This is a genomic window from Polaribacter sp., assembly GCF_039939415.1.
Lineage (GTDB): Bacteria > Bacteroidota > Bacteroidia > Flavobacteriales > Flavobacteriaceae > Polaribacter.
On record NZ_JBDVJE010000064.1, the window covers coordinates 1 to 20,705 of the forward strand.

General features: G+C 27.4%; 20 protein-coding genes and 1 riboswitch. Of the genes, 10 read left to right on the forward strand and 10 right to left on the reverse strand.

The features are described from left to right. The coding region (locus ABJG40_RS10330; RefSeq protein WP_348024497.1) for a cellulose biosynthesis cyclic di-GMP-binding regulatory protein BcsB at positions 1 to 1,247 on the reverse strand (1,247 nt) is incomplete at its 3' end. Between the two features lie 6 nt (positions 1,248 to 1,253). After that, the gene (locus ABJG40_RS10335; RefSeq protein WP_348024498.1) at positions 1,254 to 2,573 is read right to left on the reverse strand and encodes an ATP-binding protein; all 1,320 of its coding nucleotides are present in this window, start codon (positions 2,571 to 2,573) and stop codon (positions 1,254 to 1,256) included. Positions 2,574 to 2,731: 158 nt separating this feature from the next. On the opposite strand from ABJG40_RS10335, the gene ABJG40_RS10340 reads away from it, so the two are divergent. After that, entirely contained in the window at positions 2,732 to 3,085 is a 354-nt protein-coding gene (locus tag ABJG40_RS10340; protein ID WP_348024499.1) for a response regulator, read from the forward strand. Positions 3,086 to 3,100: 15 nt separating this feature from the next. On the opposite strand, the gene meaB is transcribed toward ABJG40_RS10340, so the two are convergent. The 3 genes from meaB to nrdG all read right to left on the reverse strand — a co-directional run bounded on the left by meaB (position 3,101) and on the right by nrdG (position 6,925). Beyond that, complete coding sequence (meaB, locus tag ABJG40_RS10345; RefSeq protein WP_348024500.1) at positions 3,101 to 4,168, reverse strand: methylmalonyl Co-A mutase-associated GTPase MeaB; 1,068 nt, start codon at positions 4,166 to 4,168, stop codon at positions 3,101 to 3,103. A gap of 510 nt (positions 4,169 to 4,678) precedes the next feature. Further along, positions 4,679 to 6,469 (reverse strand): anaerobic ribonucleoside-triphosphate reductase, encoded by a 1,791-nt coding sequence (nrdD, locus tag ABJG40_RS10350; protein ID WP_348024501.1) that lies wholly within the window; start codon positions 6,467 to 6,469, stop codon positions 4,679 to 4,681. 3 nt (positions 6,470 to 6,472) lie between these two features. Continuing rightward, complete coding sequence (gene nrdG / locus ABJG40_RS10355) at positions 6,473 to 6,925, reverse strand: anaerobic ribonucleoside-triphosphate reductase activating protein (RefSeq protein ID WP_348024502.1); 453 nt, start codon at positions 6,923 to 6,925, stop codon at positions 6,473 to 6,475. Positions 6,926 to 7,043: 118 nt separating this feature from the next. Next, a riboswitch (cobalamin riboswitch) is annotated at positions 7,044 to 7,244 on the reverse strand. A gap of 285 nt (positions 7,245 to 7,529) precedes the next feature. Between nrdG and ABJG40_RS10360 the strand changes: the two genes are divergently transcribed. From ABJG40_RS10360 to ABJG40_RS10390, 7 genes are all read left to right on the forward strand, one after another. Continuing rightward, the gene (locus ABJG40_RS10360) at positions 7,530 to 8,087 is read left to right on the forward strand and encodes an RNA polymerase sigma factor (RefSeq protein WP_348024503.1); all 558 of its coding nucleotides are present in this window, start codon (positions 7,530 to 7,532) and stop codon (positions 8,085 to 8,087) included. Further along, the gene (locus ABJG40_RS10365; RefSeq protein WP_348024504.1) at positions 8,071 to 8,631 is read left to right on the forward strand and encodes a hypothetical protein; all 561 of its coding nucleotides are present in this window, start codon (positions 8,071 to 8,073) and stop codon (positions 8,629 to 8,631) included. Before ABJG40_RS10360 ends, ABJG40_RS10365 begins: the two co-directional genes overlap by 17 nt. Then, complete coding sequence (locus ABJG40_RS10370) at positions 8,612 to 10,015, forward strand: hypothetical protein (protein WP_348024505.1); 1,404 nt, start codon at positions 8,612 to 8,614, stop codon at positions 10,013 to 10,015. Before ABJG40_RS10365 ends, ABJG40_RS10370 begins: the two co-directional genes overlap by 20 nt. Positions 10,016 to 10,128: 113 nt before the next feature. Beyond that, positions 10,129 to 11,607: a cysteine--tRNA ligase gene (gene cysS, locus ABJG40_RS10375; protein WP_348024506.1), complete on the forward strand. Its 1,479-nt coding sequence runs from the start codon at positions 10,129 to 10,131 to the stop codon at positions 11,605 to 11,607. Position 11,608: 1 nt separating this feature from the next. Further along, the gene (gene yidD / locus ABJG40_RS10380) at positions 11,609 to 11,842 is read left to right on the forward strand and encodes a membrane protein insertion efficiency factor YidD (protein ID WP_348024507.1); all 234 of its coding nucleotides are present in this window, start codon (positions 11,609 to 11,611) and stop codon (positions 11,840 to 11,842) included. A gap of 100 nt (positions 11,843 to 11,942) precedes the next feature. After that, positions 11,943 to 12,788, forward strand: coding sequence for a prolipoprotein diacylglyceryl transferase (lgt, locus tag ABJG40_RS10385; protein WP_348024508.1), 846 nt, complete (start codon positions 11,943 to 11,945; stop codon positions 12,786 to 12,788). A 20-nt stretch (positions 12,789 to 12,808) separates the two neighbouring features. After that, a complete protein-coding gene (locus ABJG40_RS10390) occupies positions 12,809 to 13,120 on the forward strand; it encodes a DUF6787 family protein (protein WP_348024509.1) in 312 nt (103 codons plus the stop codon). On the opposite strand, the gene ABJG40_RS10395 is transcribed toward ABJG40_RS10390, so the two are convergent. Continuing rightward, the gene (locus tag ABJG40_RS10395; RefSeq protein WP_348024510.1) at positions 13,117 to 13,380 is read right to left on the reverse strand and encodes a hypothetical protein; all 264 of its coding nucleotides are present in this window, start codon (positions 13,378 to 13,380) and stop codon (positions 13,117 to 13,119) included. The genes ABJG40_RS10390 and ABJG40_RS10395 overlap by 4 nt on opposite strands. 71 nt (positions 13,381 to 13,451) lie before the next feature. On the opposite strand from ABJG40_RS10395, the gene ABJG40_RS10400 reads away from it, so the two are divergent. Together ABJG40_RS10400 and ABJG40_RS10405 are read left to right on the forward strand one after the other, a co-directional pair. Further along, positions 13,452 to 14,105: a CoA pyrophosphatase gene (locus ABJG40_RS10400; RefSeq protein ID WP_348024511.1), complete on the forward strand. Its 654-nt coding sequence runs from the start codon at positions 13,452 to 13,454 to the stop codon at positions 14,103 to 14,105. A 57-nt stretch (positions 14,106 to 14,162) separates the two neighbouring features. Then, positions 14,163 to 14,981: a lysophospholipid acyltransferase family protein gene (locus ABJG40_RS10405; protein ID WP_348024512.1), complete on the forward strand. Its 819-nt coding sequence runs from the start codon at positions 14,163 to 14,165 to the stop codon at positions 14,979 to 14,981. Here ABJG40_RS10405 and ABJG40_RS10410 read toward each other — a convergent pair. The 4 genes from ABJG40_RS10410 to ABJG40_RS10425 all read right to left on the reverse strand — a co-directional run bounded on the left by ABJG40_RS10410 (position 14,978) and on the right by ABJG40_RS10425 (position 20,694). Then, positions 14,978 to 15,517, reverse strand: coding sequence for a hypothetical protein (locus tag ABJG40_RS10410; protein ID WP_348024513.1), 540 nt, complete (start codon positions 15,515 to 15,517; stop codon positions 14,978 to 14,980). The genes ABJG40_RS10405 and ABJG40_RS10410 overlap by 4 nt on opposite strands. Positions 15,518 to 15,650: 133 nt before the next feature. Beyond that, the gene (locus tag ABJG40_RS10415) at positions 15,651 to 17,852 is read right to left on the reverse strand and encodes a M1 family metallopeptidase (protein WP_348024514.1); all 2,202 of its coding nucleotides are present in this window, start codon (positions 17,850 to 17,852) and stop codon (positions 15,651 to 15,653) included. Between the two features lie 160 nt (positions 17,853 to 18,012). Beyond that, complete coding sequence (locus ABJG40_RS10420) at positions 18,013 to 20,136, reverse strand: M1 family metallopeptidase (RefSeq protein ID WP_348024515.1); 2,124 nt, start codon at positions 20,134 to 20,136, stop codon at positions 18,013 to 18,015. Positions 20,137 to 20,196: 60 nt separating this feature from the next. Further along, the gene (locus tag ABJG40_RS10425) at positions 20,197 to 20,694 is read right to left on the reverse strand and encodes a DUF6702 family protein (protein WP_348024516.1); all 498 of its coding nucleotides are present in this window, start codon (positions 20,692 to 20,694) and stop codon (positions 20,197 to 20,199) included. Between the last annotated feature and the right edge of the window lie 11 nt (positions 20,695 to 20,705).

Below are 20,705 nucleotides of genomic sequence, written 5' to 3' on the forward strand. Positions count from 1 at the left end.
TTTTTAGGTACAAAATAAAACTCATATTTAAAGTTGTTATCTTGTTGCATAACAATATCATCAAAACTAAAATTTATGTTTACTTCACCAGTATTGTCTAATTTGTATGAAGTTAAAAATTTGTCATTATAAAATAAATTAAAAAAGCCTTGTTCTTCATCTTCTAATGGTCTGTATTTACCATTAATCTTAACTTCCATATTTTTTACATTTGATCCAAAATTAGATCTAGGTAATAAAATATTAGATTGTAAATTACCAATACCTTCTAAAATAATATTAGGAGCATTTAATTGATTAAAATAAATAGGTTCGTAATCTTTTCTTTTAGGAATGTCAAAAAGTTTTGCTTGCTTATTAACAAATATATAATCTACATAAGATGAGTTTATTAAGTGCTTTTGTAATAAAAAATAAGCAGCTTTGTTAAATCCTTCATTAGTTTTACCAGTTACAACAATATTTAATCCTTTTTTATCTTTAAACTCATCTTTATATACGGTTATTAAACCAGTGTTTTCTGTTTTTATTTTTGGAAGCTTATCTTTAATTTTTTGATTTAATTTATTAAAAGGAATTAAAATAATAGCGTTGTTTATAACATCGTTCTCAAAACTATTTATGGTTTTAATTGTAATGTCTAAACCATAAACTCTTTTTAAATAAAATTTTATAAAAGATGCATATTCTATGTCTTTAATGTTGTTTTGTTCAGATAAAACAATGTATTTTATATCTAGTATAGCGTAACTTATTGTTTTTTTGATGAAACTTTCTTTTATAGGTAATGTTTTATATGAAAAGAACGAATTTTCTGTAAGCTTAACCCAGTAGCTACTCTCTTTATTACTTTTACAGACTGCGTTTGGTATTTTTAAATCAGTTTTAATAGAAATTTTAATAAACCCAGAAACAATATGTTTTTTTCTTATTTGTATTTTAAAACTGATTAATTGATTTTGATTTTTTAATAATTCGGTTTTTATAGGAATGTCATTTATTAGTAAAGAAATATGACTATGATCAAAATCAAGAACATTAGAACTCGTAAATTCTAAATTTAAATAACTGTTTAAAAAATCAATATTTTCTTTTACAGGTATGTAAATATTTTGTTCTCCTTCAGAGCCATTTATAGTAATTTCATCTTCATAATCATATACGCTAAAATGATCAACTGTTTGGCTAAATCCACTTACATGCATGCCCAATAAAATGGCAATTATAATAAAATAAAATTTTTTCATTTTCATTTAATTTTTGTTATAAGTTTTAAATTGTATTTTAAGTTCAAATCCCATTTTTTCAGAAGAAACATAACTAAAATACCCATTCATTTTTTGTGTTAATTGTTTAGATATTCGTAAACCAATTTTTACACTATCACTATGTTTTTTGTAATCGTAATTTACATATTCTAAATCTCTAAAATAAGATTCTATTTCATTAGTATTTAGTCCGTTAGTTTTATTAATTAAACTAAAAACAGTGTTGTTTTTTAAATTTTTAACCTGTATTTCTATTTCATCATGTTTGTTAGAAAAAATAACCATAAAATTTAAAATATTGTATAAAATGGTTTTAATCATTTTTTCATTACCAATAATTAATGAATTTGAACTCTCTAAATTTTCTATAAACTCTAAGTCTTTATCTTTTATTTGATTTCTAAAGGTTTTAATAACATTTATATAAACTTGAGTAATATTAACAAGGTCTGTAATATAATTGTCAGTGTTTTTTGTGTTTAAATTTATTGGTTTAAAGTATACAGAACTTTGGTTTCTTAAGTTTTCTATAAGTAAAACCAATTCATTAGATTTTATTTTGATATTTTGCTTTGTTTGGTTTTCGAAATTAGCAACGAACTCATTTATTTTATTTAAATCATTACTAATTTGTTGAAAAAGAAATTTGGATTCATTTTCCTTTTTTACTACTTTTTCTTTTAATAACTTGTATTTAATTTTAGTTTGAGAAAGTTCTTTTTGTAAATAATCTATATTTTCATAGGTTTTTAACTCATTTAATATTCTTTCTTTCAATACAGTTTCTTTAATTCTTGGAAAAAATAAACTTAAAAAACCTATAGATAAGAATATATATCCTCCTTCTTTTAATATTTGTTCAGGTGTAGTAATAATATCTAGATAAACTAAAATTATAAAAGTTATAATTACAAGTAGGTATTGTACAACACTATTAATAATTTTCCAAATAACAATTGTATTAAATAAGATAAACAAAATTACAATTATAGTAAAGTAGATAAATCTGTTTATTGTACCTGTATGTGAAATAGATATTAAGGTTAAAAAATTAAAACTATATAATATTAAATGGATTAGAAGATTAGGGTTAGCATATTTTTTTTTAAAAAAAATGTAGGTAAAATAAAAAAATAGAATTAGAAATAGTTTTAATAAAACAAATTCTAACCAATTTTCACTTAATAAAATAAGATCTATTGCTATTGTAAATAAAATTACAGCATTTAAAGTCCAGAAAATTGTTTGACCAGTTTTCCAAAGTTCTTTTTCTAATTCTTTTTCTGGTTGATTTTTTTTTATCAAGACACTTTCTTTTTCTTTTTTCTAAAAATAAATAAAATAAATAAAAAAATAAAGAAAAATGATATTAAATAATACTGTAAATGATTCAATTTTAATAAATTATCTATGTTTAAGATAATGTTTTCTATTTTTTTCTTAAATTAACAGTAAAAAAAAATATGAAAATACTAATTGTAGAAGATAGCCAATTATCTAGAAGAATGTTAATTCAGACCCTTAAAAGAGATGATTATAAAATTACTGTTGCAATTGATGGAAGTGATGCAATGAAAAAAATGAAATTAGATACACCAGATTTGGTCATAACAGATATAATGATGCCTTTTGTATCTGGTTTAGAATTAGTATCTTGGATAAAAGAAAATTTTGATGACAATATTAAGATAATTATCTTAACTTCTTTAGGAGATGAAGAGGTAGTTTTAGAAGCTTTTTCTTTAGGTGTAGATGATTTTATTACAAAACCATTTGATTATGATGATTTATGTTCTCGAATAGAAAGGTTCAAATAAAATTAATTTATTTTACTACAATTCTAATAATCTTTTTGCAGCATTAAAAGGAGTTATTTTTCCTTTTTCTAAATTGTTTATTTCTTTAGAAAGGGCTTTTTTAATTAATGGATTCTGATAAAAATTATTTTTTAATTGTTGATCAATAGTAGAAAGTAACCAATATTTATTTTGTTCGTTTCTTTTTTGATTGAAATAGTTGTTGTCTTTGGTTAACTCAAAATATTTTTGAATCATTTCATAAACCTTATTAATTCCGGTATTTTGTAGAGCACTTGCTGTTAACACTTTTGGTTGCCATTTACTTTCTCTTAAAGGGTATAGGTGTAAAGCTCTATTAAATTCTACTTTAGCAATTTTTGCGTTTTTTTCATTATCTCCATCAGCTTTATTAATAACAATAGAGTCTGCCATTTCTATAATTCCGCGTTTAATTCCTTGTAATTCATCTCCAGCTCCAGCTAACTTTAACAATAAAAAGAAATCTACCATAGAATGTACTAGAGTTTCAGACTGCCCAACTCCAACAGTTTCAATTAAAATTGTATCAAAACCAGCAGCTTCACAAAGAATAATAGATTCCCTTGTTTTTTGGGCAACACCACCTAAAGAAGTTCCAGAAGGAGATGGTCTAATAAAAGCATTTTTATCCGTAACTAATTGTTCCATTCTAGTTTTATCACCTAAAATAGATCCTTTATTTATAGAACTACTAGGGTCTACAGCTAAAACAGCTACTTTTTTGTTTTGAGAAGTTAAATGTTTACCAAAAACTTCTATAAACGTGCTTTTTCCAACACCAGGCACTCCTGTAATTCCTATTCTTATTGAGTTGTTTGCATAAGGCAAACAGCGTTCTAGAATTTCATTTGCTTTTTGTTGATGTTTTACATTAGTACTTTCAACCAATGTTATTGCTCTACTTAAAAAAGTGATATTTCCTTTTAAAATTTCAGATATAAAGGTGTCTACAGAGTTTTGTTTAGCTCTATTTTTTTTTATGATTTCTGCAGCAGGTTTACTAGTAGTTTCTGGTTGAGAAATTCCCTTTTTTTCATGTAAAGCAGATTGTTTTTTATTCATTGTAAAAGTAAATATGTAAATTTAAACATAAATATTTTTACATTTTACAACATAGGTTAAAATGTATCGCCTTTAGTGCAAGAAAGTTTCAATGAGATCAACCAAATAAATACATCAACCCATCATTGATCAATACAAAAATAACTGTAGCAAAGCGCAAATGCAGTTGTATAATTTGTATTGTAAGTCAATGTTTGGCTAATTAAGACTCTGAGTATTATACCAAAACAAAATACATTTCAATTGATTTTAAATAACTCTAATACATTGTTGCATTTATCTATAGAGAATGATAAACTTAAATTGAGAGCAAATATATTTATTTACCAAAAATAAGTCTTGCTATAAAAAAAACATCAGTATTTAATGGATCAATACAAATATTAGAGTCTAATAATTCGTTTATTATCAACGGGAAAAATAGTAAGTTAACAATTGTAAGAGAAGTCTTATAAAACCAAAAAAAAAACCACTATGGGTATTTTAATTCATAGTGGTTTGTTTTCTAAATTAAGAAACCTCAGATTTTTCTAAATGATAAAATCTTAAGTTGTGTTCTTTTTGTCTTTCTGTACTAAAGTTAGAAACTCGTTTTAAATAACCAATAACACGCGTTCCGTAATCTATATTTTCTGAGTTGCATTTACAGCATTTTTGCAGTGTTTTCTTTTCAATATGTTCGCATTCATTACAAATGGTAATTTTTATATTAAAGCAGAAGTAATTACAACCAGCTTTTGCGGTAGCTTCAATCAACTTTAAAAAGCCTTCTTTATTTGGTGCTTCTTCTAGGTTTAAATGAAGTGCAGAACCGCCGTCTAAATATTTAATAATATCTGTACCGTGTAAAATAATTTTATCTAAAGTATTTATAGCATCATTTTCTACAGGATAAAAGTAAGAATTGTAGCAATCTCTAGGAACAAATAAACCATCTTCTTTATCCCATTTTGCATTTTTAACACCTAAATTTTCAGCAGGTACAAATTCTGTATTAAAGAGGTAGCCATGTTCTTTTTTAGCTTCTTTATTTGCATCAAAAATCACTTTTAATTGTTCAGTTACAAACTCTTTGTAAATAGGAGTGTTTTCTGCTTTTATACCTAAACTTTCTGCAGCTTCTACCATACCATTAATACCAATGGTTAAAAATTGTTTGTCTAATGCTATAAAACCAGCGTCGTATACAGGTAACATTCCTGCTGTTTTATATTCTTCAATTAATTTTCGATAAGCAATTTGATATTTTTGAATTTTATTAATTGCTACTTTCAGGTTTTTCTTTTGCTGAATTAAGCGATTCATGTTTAAAGTAATCACATTGATTGATCCTGTAGAAACTCCGCCTGCTCCTAAAGAATAACTAAATGTATTGTCGCTAATTTCATTTCTTAATCGGCAACAAGAAGCCAGACTATCCGCACTTTCAGATTGATAGATAAAAAAAGAATTGCCTTCGCTTAATTCGGTAGCACACATATTGGCAAATGCGGTATCTACAGGTTTGCCATCTTTTACCAACATTGCAGCAGTAACAACAGGAAAAGTAAGTACGGCTTTTTCTCTTTCTTTGTTAAACCATTGCATAAAAAAATGTTGTAAATTTTTAAGACTCTGCCAAGAAGGTTTTGTCATGTCCGGAAAAACAAATTCACCAAATAAGCTATCAAAATATTTTTCATCATACAAAGAAATATTCCAAAAAACCGATTGATATCCTCTAGCAGCAGCAGGTTGATTTATAGCATACACCGCATGTTGCAGGTGATTAGAAACTGTTTTTGTATGTGTTTTAAGATAATCAATACCAAAATCTTTTCTGGCAAAATAATCAAAATACAATAAGAACTCTACCGTTGCCAAAGCACCCGCAAACTGAGAACTTACAGCAAATACAAGGTTTACAAACTCACCACAATAACTTTCTAAATGTTGAGGCGCTTTGCTTTCTCCACCAAGTTTTGTTAATCCATCAAACAAAAATGGATACATGCTAATAGAAGTACAATAAGGTTTTAAAGAAGTTTCGTCATGTACATAAATTTCATGCGCTTCTATTTGTCTTACATATTCGTTGGCTAGTTCTTTATCAAATAACTGTTCAATTTTATTTTTTACCAACTGCCTATTAACTTGTACATTAATATCTTTATTTAATTCAGCCTCCATAGTGGCTATGTTTTTTGAAGAAACATTGGCATTGGCATCTAATTTAGAACCGTCTGCAGCATTGTTTGCATCGATGTAATTACTGATAAAATTAATTTTTTGATCTACTTGTTTTTGTGTTAACCGAATCATAGCTTAATAGTTTTTTAAGAATAAATGATTTAATATTTTATTTGTTTGTACTTCTATAAATTGCTGATTTGTATTTGGGTTTTCTAATCCGCCTTTTTTAGCAATCCATTTGCCAGTTTTAACCCAAGTAAGGTGTTGTAAAATGTTTTTATGGATGTTTTTTTGTCCAGAATATAGACAGGTTTTATAACCTTCTTTTTGAGCATATTTAAGGTAGTTGATTAATTCTTTTTGATGCCATTCGCCTCCCATAAATAAGACACAAGTAGCAAAACCTTTGTATTTATTTAAAGTTTCTATGTATACTTTTTTAGATAATTTTAGTCCGTTTTCTTCTTTCCAGAGAAAAGTAGAATGACATCCTTTGCAGCGAATTTGGCAACCACAAATACTAAAACAAATACTAATTTCACCAGGAACTTCTTGTAAAGCTACCTGAATACTATAATAATTCATTATTCACGTAAATTATACTCAATAAGACGTTGCTTATTGAAGATTTATAAAGTGTCAAAAAAAGGTACGATAACCTAATTATGCAGATACATCGTGCCAATAACTTTTATCCCGAAAGCTTGACGATTTAGAAATTGGCAGGTCTTCTGACTTACTCTGGTTTTAACGTCTTCCCGTTTACAAATAGACAAACAGTGACAAAGAATGTAAAACTTTTAAGAGAGCTTACAGCTGCGGGAACAGTATAGGAATTACACCTATTTCCCTTTTAATTATGACAATTATAATTGTTCATGAAACCAAATTCTATTCAAATTTAAAAATGATTTTACTCTAAATTTAAAAGTTTAAAAGAACTTGTTAAGAAACTTATGAACAGCTTTTCTGAGAAAAAGAATAGATCAAATAATTAATAAAAAGAATAGTTTCTTTTTTATGGATCTAGGAATTATTTAAGGTTTTAGTGGGTAATTTCTTTTTTGAATTATGTTGTTCGGAAGATTTTTTATCCATTGTAAAAGTAAATATGTAAATTTAAACATAAATATTTTTACATTTTGCAACATAGATTAAAATGTATCGTCTTTAGTGCAAGAAAGTTTCAATGAGATCAACCAAACAAATACATCAACCCATCATTGATCAATGCAAAAATAACTGTAGCAAAGCGCAAATGCAGTTGTATAATTTGTATTGTAAGACAATGTTTTTAGTGGCTTATAGATATGTAAAAGATAGATTTGTAGCAGAAGATGTAATGCAAGAAGCTTTTATAAAAGCTTTTAAAAATATTGATAAATATAAAAATGAAGTTGCTTTTGGTGCTTGGTTAAAAAGGATTGTAATTAACCAAAGTATAGATCAATTAAAGAAAAATAAATTAGAATTAGTTTCTATTAACGAGGAGGTAATAGCAAAAACAGATGAAGAAGATTGGAGTATAGGTACTACTATTTCTATAGATGGAGTTGTTGAGGTAATTAATAGCTTAAAAGATAAATATAGGTTGGTTTTAACGATGTATCTGTTAGAAGGATTTGATCATCAAGAAATATCTGAAATATTGAAAATTACAGAAACAACTTCTAGAACACATTTGTTAAGAGGAAAAAGATTATTGAAAGAACAATTAAAAAATACGTGTTATGCAACAAGATATTAAAGAATTGTTGAAGAATTTTAAGGAAGAAAGTATAGAATTATCTTCTAATCATTCAAATAAATTTGAAAATTTATTGAAGAATGAAATGCATCAAGAAAAGGCGAAAAAGAAAAATTATAAATGGTTGTCTATTGCTGCTTCTATAGTATTATTAATAAGTATAGGGGTTACAATGTATCCAACAAAAACTATCAAAATAGATTCAAATTCTTCAGCTAAAGAAATTAGTTTAGGTAGTATATCTCCAGAGTTTCAAACTATAGAAAAGTATTATAGAAATAGTATTAATCTAGAGTTTAGTCAGTTAGAAATGACAGAAGAGAATAAAGAACTTGTAGATGGTTATTTAATTAAAATAGCAGAATTAACAAAAGAATACAAATTATTAACCCAAGAGCTCAATATTAAAGGGGTTAATGATTCTACAATAGATGCATTAATTAGTAATTTACAATTACGCTTACAGCTTTTAAAACGCTTGAAAAAGCAATTAAAACAACTTAAAAATTTAAATACAAAACAAAATGAATCACAAATCATATAAACTTATAATTACCTTTTTTGCAATCTGTTTTTTAGGAACCATATTTGCGCAAAAATTTGATAAAAAATTTACTGAAAATTTTAAAGTAAATAAAGATGTAGAAGTTGCAATTAATGCTTCTAATACAGATATTAATGTTACCACTTGGAATAAAAATGAAGTAGAAGTACAGGCTTTTATAGAAATAGAAGGCTTGTCTAAAAAAGATGCAGAAAAGTATTTTAAAGATTGGAGTTTTGAGGCACTAGGGAATAAAACTAAAGTTAAAATTACTGCAAAAGGAAATAACTCTTTACATTTTAAGAACGATTTTATCATGTTTAATGATACAGATTTTACTTTTCCGGATATAGAAATTCCAAACATAGAAACCATTGTTATTCCAGAAATGGATTTTGATTTCGATTTTGACGTTGAAAACATTTTTGAAGATTTAGAAGATTTTGATAAAAACATTGAAAAAAATGGTAATTATTCCTTTCAATGGAATGACGGAGAAGATAAAATTAGCATTAAGTCTAAAAAAGACTGGGAAGCTTTTAAGAAAACAAAAAAGTACAAAGAGTTAAAAGAGAAAATGAAGATAGATAAGGTAAAAATGAGAAAAGACTTTTTGATATCTAAAGAAAAAATGAAGAAACAACTTGCAAAAGCAAAACTTGAAATAAAAAAAATAGATAAAGAAAAACTTAAAAATGATTTAGCAAAAGCTAAAGAACATATTATGAAGATGAAGTTTAATTATAATTCAGATTCAGATAATATTATAATTAATGGTAAGAAAATTAAAATTAAAAAAAGATTAGAAATTAAAGTACCTAAAAAGGCTACTTTTAAATTGAATACACGTCACTGTAAAGTAAAGTTACCTAACACAAAAGCATCAGGTAAAGTTAGTTATGGTGGTTTTAATGCAGATTTTTTAAATGGAGGGAAACTAACCATAGATTATTCTAAAGTTTCTATAAACGATTTAAATGGATGTAATTTATTTTTAAATAATGTAACTGATGCAAAAATTGCATCAGTTACTAATACAAAAATGTCTAGCAATTCATCTGGTTTAGTGATCAAATTAGTAAATGAAAATGTAGATTTGCATAATAAGTTTGGAGAACTTACTATAGATAAAATTATACCAAATCATCAATCATTTAAACTTTTGTTAGATTATTCAGATGCAAACATCAACTTAAGTAATAATTCAGATAATTTAGTATTTGTTATTGGTAATAAATCTTCACATTTGCTTAATAAAGCTTCCATGAAATTTAATTTGTTAGATATAAGTTCAAAAGATATTAATGGAAACTTTATTATTAAAACAAAAGATGAGTCATTATTAATTCAAGGTAAATACAGTCAATTAACTCTAAAAAAATAAAATTTTTATAGATAAAAAAACTACTTTTAAATTTACCAAACTTCTAACAAATTCCATTTCGTCATTCTTTTTAAAGTGACTATATTTATCGCCTGTAAATAGTCAAATTTTTAATGGAACTCTACAAAGAAAATCAACTTAAAGTATACAACTCTTTATCTAAGAAAAAAGAGAATTTTAAATCCATAACAGACGGATATGTAGGTATGTACGTATGTGGACCTACAGTTTATAGTAATGCACATTTAGGGAATGTAAGAACCTTTATGTTTTTTGATGTTGTGTATAGATATTTGTTGCATTTAGGGTATAAAGTACGTTATGTGCGTAATATAACAGATGCTGGTCATTTAGAAAACGATGCAGAACAAGGTGAAGATAAGATTGCCAAAAAAGCACGTTTAGAACAAATTGAGCCAATGGAAGTTGTACAACGTTATACTGTAGATTTTCATGAAGTATTAAAAAAATATAACTTTTTACCACCTAGTATAGAGCCAACAGCAACTGGTCATATTGTAGAACAAATAGAAATGATTAAAGAAATCATAGAAAAAGGTTTTGCTTATGAGGTAAATGGTTCTGTTTATTTTGATGTACATGAATACAATAAAAAAGAAAATTACGGAATTTTATCTGGAAGAAAAGTAGAAGACTTGTTACATAATACAAGAACTTTAGACGGACAATCAGATAAGAAAAACCCACAAGATTTTGCACTTTGGAAAAAAGCAGATGAACGCCATATTATGCGTTGGCCTTCTCCTTGGAGTGATGGTTTTCCTGGTTGGCATTTAGAATGTTCTGTAATGAGTACAAAATATTTAGGCGAAAGTTTTGATATACATGGAGGAGGAATGGATTTAAAATTCCCTCATCACGAATGTGAAATAGCACAATCTAAAACATGTAGTGGTGTAACTCCTGTAAATTATTGGATGCATACAAATATGCTTTCTTTAAATGGTCAAAGAATGGCTAAATCTACTGGGAATTATATTTTACCTAACGAAATTTTAACAGGAGAAAATACTATTTTACCAAAAGCATTTTCTGCAAGTGTAGTGCGTTTCTTTAACATGCAGGCTAATTACAGAAGTATTTTAGATTTTTCTGGAGAAGCTTTAGAAGCCTCAGAAAAAGGACATGCTAAATTAATGGAAGCAGTTAATTTCTTAGAAAAAATAGAAGCGAGTAAAACATCTACTTTTAATGTTCAAAACTGGAAAAAAGAGTGTTATGCTGCCATGAATGACGATTTTAATACGCCAATTTTAGTAGCTCATTTATTTGAAGCTGTAAAAGTGATCAATCAAATTAAAGAGCAAAAAGCAAGTTTAACTGCTGTTGATTTAAAAGAATTTAGAGAAACAATAAATGCTTTTGTTTTTGATGTTTTAGGTTTGATGAATGAAAATGCTCAAGACAATTCAGAAAAAATAAATGGAGTAGTAGAGTTATTGATTAAACTAAGAAAAGAAGCAAGAGAAAACAAAGATTGGGCATTGTCAGACCAAATTAGAGATGAGTTAATTGCTTTAGGAATTCAATTAAAAGACGGTAGAGAAGGCACAACATTCTCAATAAATTAAGTTGAAAAAAATACTATCATATCCTTTTGTATTATTGGTAAGATTTTACCAAGTAGCAATATCACCATTTACACCCGCTACTTGTAGATATAATCCTACATGTTCTCATTATACAATTGAGGCTTTGCAAAAACATGGTTTGTTTTCAGGAGGATGGTTAGCATTAAAAAGAATATTTAGTTGTCACCCTTGGGGAGGAAGTGGTTATGACCCTGTGCCAGATAAGAAAGAATAAATAAATAAAAGTCGTCATTAAGAGGAAGAATGACGAAGTAATCTGTTTTTTAATAGAGATTGCTTCACTACTTTCGCAATGACAAAAAAATATAAAAAATATGAGCTTTTTAGCAATTACTTGGGATCCTTCAATAGGAATAGATTTAGGTTTTTTTGTTGTACGATGGTATAGCTTAATGTTTGTTGCAGCATTTTTGTTGGGATTAAGATTGATGAAAAAAATTTATATAGAAGATAAAATTCCTGCAGAAAAACTAGATGTATTATTTATGTATGTTTTTATTTCTATGTTAATAGGTATGCGTTTAGGAGATGTATTCTTTTACAGTTGGTCTTATTATCAAAATCATTTATTAGAAATATTTTTACCAATAAAAGAGAGTGCAAATGATGCATTATTTGGAATTATAAAAGGATGGAAATTTACCGGTTTTACAGGTTTTGCAAGTCATGGCGCAGCAATAGGGATTCCTATTGCAATGTATTTTTACGCCAAAAAACATTTAAACAAACCTTGGCTATTTATTTTAGATAGACTAGCAATTATGGTTGCCTTAGCAGGATTTTTTATTCGGTTTGGAAACTTTTTTAATTCAGAAATTTATGGAAAACCAACAGGCTCAAATTTTGGAGTTATCTTTAAAACAGCAGGAGAAACAGTACCAAGACATCCCACTCAATTATATGAAGCATTTAGTTATTTAGCATTATTTTTTATAATGTGGTATTTATATTGGAAAACAAATAAAAAGCAACAAATTGGTTTTCTTTTTGGTCTTTTTATGGTAGTGCTTTGGTCTCTACGTTTCTTTATAGAATTTTTAAAAGAAGCACAAGTAGAAGGTAGAGAAGATTGGGTATTAAATTCTCTTAACACAGGTCAAATATTAAGTATACCATTGGTGATTATTGGTTTATGGCTGATGTTTAGAAAAAATAAATAGTATTATTGTATTAAGTTTATATGGAGAAATTAAAACAACGTTGGGGAATAGAAAGTAATATTGCTATCGTTCTTATTTTTTGCGCTTTTGCTGTTAATGGTTCTTTTGCTGCTTGGGTTGCAAAACCAATTACAAATTTTATAGGCTTAGATCCTGATACTATTTCAGGTTGGATTTATTGGCCTCTAAGAATTATACTGATTTTTCCAATTTATCAATTAACACTGCCAATAGTTGGCTGGTTGTTTGGGCAATTTAAATTCTTTTGGGCTTTTGAAAAAAAGTTTTTAACCAGATTAGGTTTTGGGTTTTTATTTAAAAAAGAAAACTAGAATTTTATTACATTTTCTACCTTTTCTTTTTTAATTACATAACTGTAAAACCACATAATTGTAAATGTAGGTATTACATCTGTAAAAGGAATTGCTTCTTCAATTAAACTAATAATTCCGGCAATTTTTCCTTCTTTTCCTTTGTACATTTTAGTCATTAAAAAGGCAGATAAAGGTGCCCAAACTATATCTGTAAAAGGTATAAAACCAATAACATCTAAAATAATGCTTAAAATTAATTTTTTGTATTTCTTATCCATATAATGTTTTTAATTACACTAAATTAATCAAAATTCTTGCCAAATAATATTTATTTAAAAGTAGAATGAATATGTTTGTTAAAAGTAAATTATTCTTTGTGAATTTTAACAACTTTAAAAATAAAATAGAACTTTTAAAAGAAGCAAAACTTGGTGGTTTAGATGCTCAGTTTAAATTAGCACCTAAAATGCGTTTAAATTATGACGTAGATAAAATTAGGGCTAAAAACCCAAGAAGAGCTGCTGTTTTGGCATTATTTTATCCAAATATAAATAATGAAACTTGTTTTTTATTAACACAAAGAGCAAGTTACAAAGGCACACATTCTGCACAAATTAGTTTTCCAGGAGGTAAGATAGATAAAAAAGATAAAAATCTAAAAAATACAGCTTTAAGAGAAACTTTTGAAGAAGTAGGTATAAAAGATTCATCTATAGAAATTATAAGAGAATTAACAGATGTTTATATTCCTCCAAGTAATTTTTTAGCAACACCTTTTATGGGTTTTAGAAATGAAAAACCAAATTTTAAGTTAAATTATGAAGTAGAAAATACTATAGAAGTTTTATTAAAAGATCTTTTAAATGATATAAATATTAGTTCAATAAATATGAATACTTCTTATATGAATAATGTAGAGGTACCATGTTTTAAATTAAATAGTTACGTGGTTTGGGGGGCAACAGCAATGATGCTTTCAGAAATTAAAGAACTCTTAAAATAGTATCTTTATTAATTGTTTTTGTAAATTTGCTAAAACCCAACTTAAAACATAAATTTAATGCCTTTATTTAAAAGGAATATATTTGGTCAAATTTTATTTTTAAAGAAAATAATTATTAGAATATTCGGATTAGTATCTCATGGTAGATATCGCAAATTCAATAACTTACAAATTGAAGGTTCTGAAATATTAAGAAATTTACCAGACAGAAATGTATTGTTTATCTCTAATCATCAAACATACTTTGCAGATGTTGCAGCAATGTTTCATGTATTTAATGCTTCATTAAAAGGAAGAGATGATACAATTAAAAATGTAGGCTATATCTGGAACCCTAAATTAAACATTTATTTTGTTGCTGCAGGAGAAACTATGAGTGCAGGTTTTTTACCAAAGTTATTTGCTTATGCAGGTTCTGTTTCTATAGATAGAACTTGGAGAAGTGCAGGTAAAAATGTAAACAGACAAGTAAAAAATTCTGATATTTCTAATATAGGTAAAGCTATAAAAGATGGTTGGGTAATTACGTTTCCTCAAGGAACAACTACACCTTTTAGACCAATTAGAAGAGGAACTGCCCATATTATTAAAACGTACAAACCCTTAGTTGTACCAATTGTAATAGACGGTTTTAGACGTTCTTTTGATAAAAAAGGATTACAGATAAAAAAAAGAAATGTTTTGCAGTCTATGGTTATAAAAGAACCTTTAGAAATAGATTACGAAAACGAAGAAATTGCAGATATTGTTACTAAGATAGAATATGCAATTGAACAGCATCCTTCATTTTTAAAAGTTTTATCTGTAAAAGAATTAGAAGAACTAACAAAAGAAGAGGCAGCTTTAAACAAGAAAAGAGAATTTTGGAGTTCTTAATTAAAACTATAAAGATTAATTTCTAATCCAATAAAAAAACTATACCTATTTACGGTTTTAGTATATAAGTGTCCTAAATCTGTTCTTTCTGTAATTTGGTTTAAAGTACTTATTTTAATTTTTTTGTTAATACTGTAATTAAATTCTAATGATCCTGACCAACTGGAAGAGTTATGACCCTTTCTATAAATGTTACCTAAACCAATTAAAGGCGTAATATGAAAATTTGAATCATTTATAATTCTATTAAATGTGAATCCAAATATTGCGCCATATCTAGTAAAACCATATGCTATTTGTGCTCTTTCTAATTCAAATCCATAATTGAAATAGCCGTAACTTAACTGTTTGTTTTCGTGTTTTAATCTAGTAATTAAATCTAAAGTTCCAGTCTTATTTCCTAAATTATCACCAGTTACAAGTAATTTTAAATCTTGATGTAATGAGATTTTTAATGAATTTTGTCCATAGAAAAATAAGCTACAGGTAAATAGTAGCAAGAAAAAGAGGAGGGAATTCTTCTTGTTTGTTTTCAACAATATACTTTGTTTTTTTTATAAGGTAGTGAATTAATATTTAACTACTTAAAAATTGTTTTTGGTAGATTCTAAAATAAAAAAGCCTCACATAAATGTGAGACTTTTTAAAAACAAATTAACTAAAAATTGTCTATCCTTTTACTTTATTTTTAAACTTGTCAAATTTCTTAGTTTCTTTCTTTGGCCAGCTATTATTAGAAGTATCTACGTCTGCAGTTTCCATATCTGGATCTACTTTTATACTTGTAATTTCTTTAGTAGAAGCAAAAACTCTTTTTACAGAATTGTCGTTTTTCATCCAGATTTGTGCAGGAAAAGTTTGCTTTTCTGTAGAACCATCTGCATACGTTAATTCTACAATTAAAGGCATAATTAAACCTCCTGGTTTTTCAAACTCAACAGAATAAATGTAAGTAGGAATTTCTTTACCTTCTGCATATTTATCCATTGCTTTTGGGTTTGCATCTTCTTTTTTATCAGTAATGTAAACTAAATCTCCTAAACCATCAAAATACTGCTTGTATTGTTCTTTTAATTTAGCAACTCTTTCACTAGGTTTATCAGTTAAATATAATGGTTTAACTTCTTTAATTCCAATGTCATTTACATCAGTTGTGTAAAACCATCCTCTCCAAAACCAATCTAAATCCATACCAGAAGCATCTTCCATAGATCTAAAGAAATCAGCAGGTGTTGGGTGTTTAAACATCCAACGTTTAGAATACGTTCTAAATGCATGGTCAAATAACTCTGGCCCCATAATAGTTTGTCTTAAAATATATAACCCAGCAGCTGGTTTAGTATAGGCATTTGGACCAAATTGCTTTACATAATCTCCTTGAGACATAATAGGAGAGATGTTACTTTGGTCTCCACTCATATATCTTGTAATATTTTTAGCAGGGTTTTTGTCAAATAATGGTTTGTCATAAGTAAATTCTGCTAAAATTTCTACAAATGAATTTAAACCTTCATCCATCCAAGTCCATTGTCTTTCATCAGAATTTACAATCATAGGAAAAAAGTTGTGTCCTACTTCATGAATAATTACACCTAACATTCCTTTTTTAGTTCTATCAGAATAGGTTCCATCAGGATTTGGACGACCAAAATTGAAACAAATCATTGGGTATTCCATTCCTTGTCTTTCTGAGTGTACAGAAATTGCTTTTGGGTAAGGGTAATCAAACGTAAGTTTAGAATATTCAATTAAAGTATGGGCAACTGCTCTTGTAGAATGTTCTTCCCATAAAGGGTTACCTTCTTTAGGGTATAAAGAAACAGCCATAATAGTTTTACCATTTACGTTAGTAGCCATTGCATCCCAAATATATTTTCTTGATGTTGCAAAAGCAAAATCTCTAACTTTTTGAGCCTTAAATTTCCAAGTTTTAGTTTTTGTAGAACGTCCTTTTTCAGCTTTTTCAGCTTCAGCTTGTGTAACAATCATTACAGGGTTGTCAAAAGTTTTTCTAGCTTTTTCCCAACGTTTACGTTGTGTTTTAGATAAAACATTTTTTTCGTTTTGTAATACACCTGTAGCGTCTACAATATGATCTGCAGGTACAGTTAAGTTTACTTCATAATCTCCAAATTCTAAAGCAAATTCAGAACGTCCCCAGAATTGCATGTTTTGCCATCCTTCTACATTGTTATAAACTGCTAATCTTGGAAAGAATTGAGCAATTGTATAGTTGTTGTTTCCATCAGGAAAAGATTCTAAACCAGAACGCCCTCCATCTTTATTAATGTCGTTTATTTTATAATTCCATTTAATTCTAAAAGTAAAAGTACCTCCAGAAGCTAATGGTTGAGGTAAATTAATACGCATCATTGTTCTGTTGATAAAGTGAGACAATGGTTTACCATTAGTTTCTACTTTTTCAATCTTAAATCCAAAACCTTTACTTTCTTTCATGTAAGTGCTTTGAAACTTTTCTGGTGTAATAAATGCAGAAGCTCCTGTAGATTTAGCTAAAGGAGTTTTAGAGTCATCTGCTCTCATATTTTGGTCTAACTGTACCCATAAATATTCTAATACATCTTTAGAGTTATTATGATAAGTAATGGTTTCATCACCATAAATTTTATTAGTGCTTTCTTCTAAACGAATGTCCATTACATAATCAACTTTTTGTTGACTATATTGACTTCCTGGAGCACCAGAAGCTGTATGTTGATCATTAGGTGTTGCCAAAACATCTTTTAGCTGTCTAAACTTATTTTGATCAATATGACCTTGTTGTACTTTCTTTTCTTTCTTTTTTTCTTGAGCTAAATTTGCTGTTACAACAAAGAATAGAGAGAATACTAATAAAAATATTTTTTTCATTTGAATAGATTTGAGTTAATTATCGATAAAATTAGTGAATACTATATTAATAAGTTAAAGGATGTTAAAATTTTAACAAACCTTTATCAAAAATCTGAAAAGAATGAATAAAAAAAAGCAATATCAAGAGATATTGCTTTTTTAAAATTATTGTAAAGACTTAACCTTTTACTTTGTTTTTAAATTTCTCAAATTCATTTTTTTGTTGTTTTGGCCAACTGTTATTAGAAGTATCTACATCTGCAGTTTCTAAATCTGGATCAATAGTTATGCTAGATATTTCTTTAGTAGAAGAAAATATTTTAGATATTTCTTTATCATTATATCTCCAAATTTGAGCAGGATATGTTTTTCTTTCTTTAGAACCATCTTTGTAAGTAAATTCTACAATAATTGGCATAACCAATCCACCAGGTTTATTATAAGTAATTTCGTAGTGATATTTCTTGTGTTTTTTAGAAAAACCTAAACCTTTAGAAGTATCTTCTATAAATTCTACATCATTTTCATTTTCTTTCATAGAAAACTTTTTTACACTTTTAATACCTATATCAGTTACATCTGTAGTGTAAAACCACCCTCTCCAAAACCAATCTAAATCTATACCAGATGCATCTTCCATTGTTCTAAAGAAATCTGCAGGTGTTGGATGTTTAAACATCCATCTTTGAGAATATGTTCTAAATGCATGGTCAAATAATTCTTTTCCCATAATAGTTTCTCTTAAAATCCATAATGCTGTTGCTGGTTTACCATATGCATTGTTACCAAAACTATATACATTATCTCCTTTAGACATAATAGGTGCAATTTTAGATTGATCTCCTGCCATATATTTTACAATATTTTTAGGTAAACCTCTACGTAAAGGGTAGTCTTCTTCATATTCCATCATTGCTAACATTTGTACATAAGAGTTTAAACCTTCATCCATCCAAGTCCATTGTCTTTCATCAGAATTTACAATCATAGGAAAAAAGTTATGTCCAACTTCATGAATAGTTACTCCAATTGTTCTGTATTTCTGTCTGTCTGAATAACCACCATCTTCTAAATCAGGTCTTCCAGGATTGAAACAAATTTGTGGATATTCCATTCCCATTTGTCCATCAACAGAAATTGCTTTGTGGTAAGGATAATCAAATGTATATTTAGAATATGTTTTTAAAGTTTGAACAACTGATCTTGTAGAATGATCTCCATATAAAGGGTTTGCTTCTTTAGAGTATAAAGAATACGCCATAACTGTTCTACCATTAATATCTACAGCTTGAGCATCCCAAATAAATTTTCTTGAAGTAGCAAATGCATAATCTCTAACATTTTTTGCTACAAATTTCCAGGTTTTAGTTTTTGTAGATTTATTCTTTTCTATTTTTGTTGCTTCTTTTTGTGTACGAATAATTACAGGTTTATCAAAAGTAGTTCTAGCACTTGCTAATCTTTTAGATTCTTTTTTAGTTAAAACTTCTTTCTCGTTTTGTAATACACCAGTTGCGCCTAACATATGATCATCTGGAGTAGTAATGTTTACTGTGTAATCTCCAAATTCTAAGGCGAATTCACTTCTTCCCCAGAATTGGTCATTTTGCCAACCTTCTACATTATCATAAACACACAATCTTGGAAAAAACTGGGCAATAACATAATTATTATTTCCGTTTTCTGTAAAATGCTCGTAACCAGATCTACCACCTTGTGTTCTGTGGTTATTAATATTGTACCACCAAGCTATTTTAAAAGAAAAAGTTTCGCCAGAAGCAAGAGGTTGTGGTAAGTTAATACGCATCATTGTTTGGTTTATGGTATGAGATAAATTACTGCCATCTGTGTTTGTAACACTTGTAATTTTAAATCCACCATCAAAAGAATTATCTGGTAAAACTCTTTTTAACCATCTTTTATCTAATTTTTTAGGCACTTTACTAGTACTAATATCTGGTGTTTTAGAATCTTTTGCTCTCATATTTTGGTCTAACTGAACCCATAAATATGTTAACTCATCTTTAGAGTTATTGTGATATACAATTGTTTCTTTACCAGTTATTTTTTGATTTTCATCATCTAAAACAATGTCCATCACATAATCAACCTTTTGTTGGGTATAATTTACACCTGGAGCTCCAGAAGCTGTATGCTGACTATTAGGTGTTGCTAGTTGATCTTTAAGTTGCCTAAATTTGTTTTGGTTGGTATGCCCTTGTTGCGTAGTTCTTTTTTCTTGAGAAAAAGCAGATGCAACAACAAAAAATAGAGTTAAAAATTGCAGTGTAAATTTTTTCATTTGTAGGTATTTGAATTAGCCTACAAATTACGGATAAGTAGTTGAAAAAGTTAAAAAGAGTTAAAATATTAACAAACCTTTATCATTTTTTGCATCTAATAAGATAGTTTTATGCTTTTTATCTACTTTAGATTTGATTAAATTTTGTTGTTCTGGAAAATGATTAATAAGAATCGTATTTTTGATTTCTATAGATTTTAATTGTTTAATATCTTCAATTTCTAAATAGAAATACACTAAATCATCATCATACTCTTTACCAATATAATTAAAATATTTTGTTACACCATCAATTTTAAAATGAAGTTTTTCTTTTAAATATTTAATAAAATATACATCGTTATTAGGAAGCTCTTTTTTGGTATGTAACATTAAATCTATAGAATTGTCTTTGTTTAAAGCTTCTTCTATATCATCCATAAAAACATTAATTGTTATTTGTACAGAGTTTAATTCGCTTCTGTATTCTATTTGCGTTAAACTTAAGTAATATTTATGAGCAGAGAAGGAGAGAAGAGGAATGATTAATAATAATAAATAAGCTTTTTTAAATTTCATATAAAGATTAA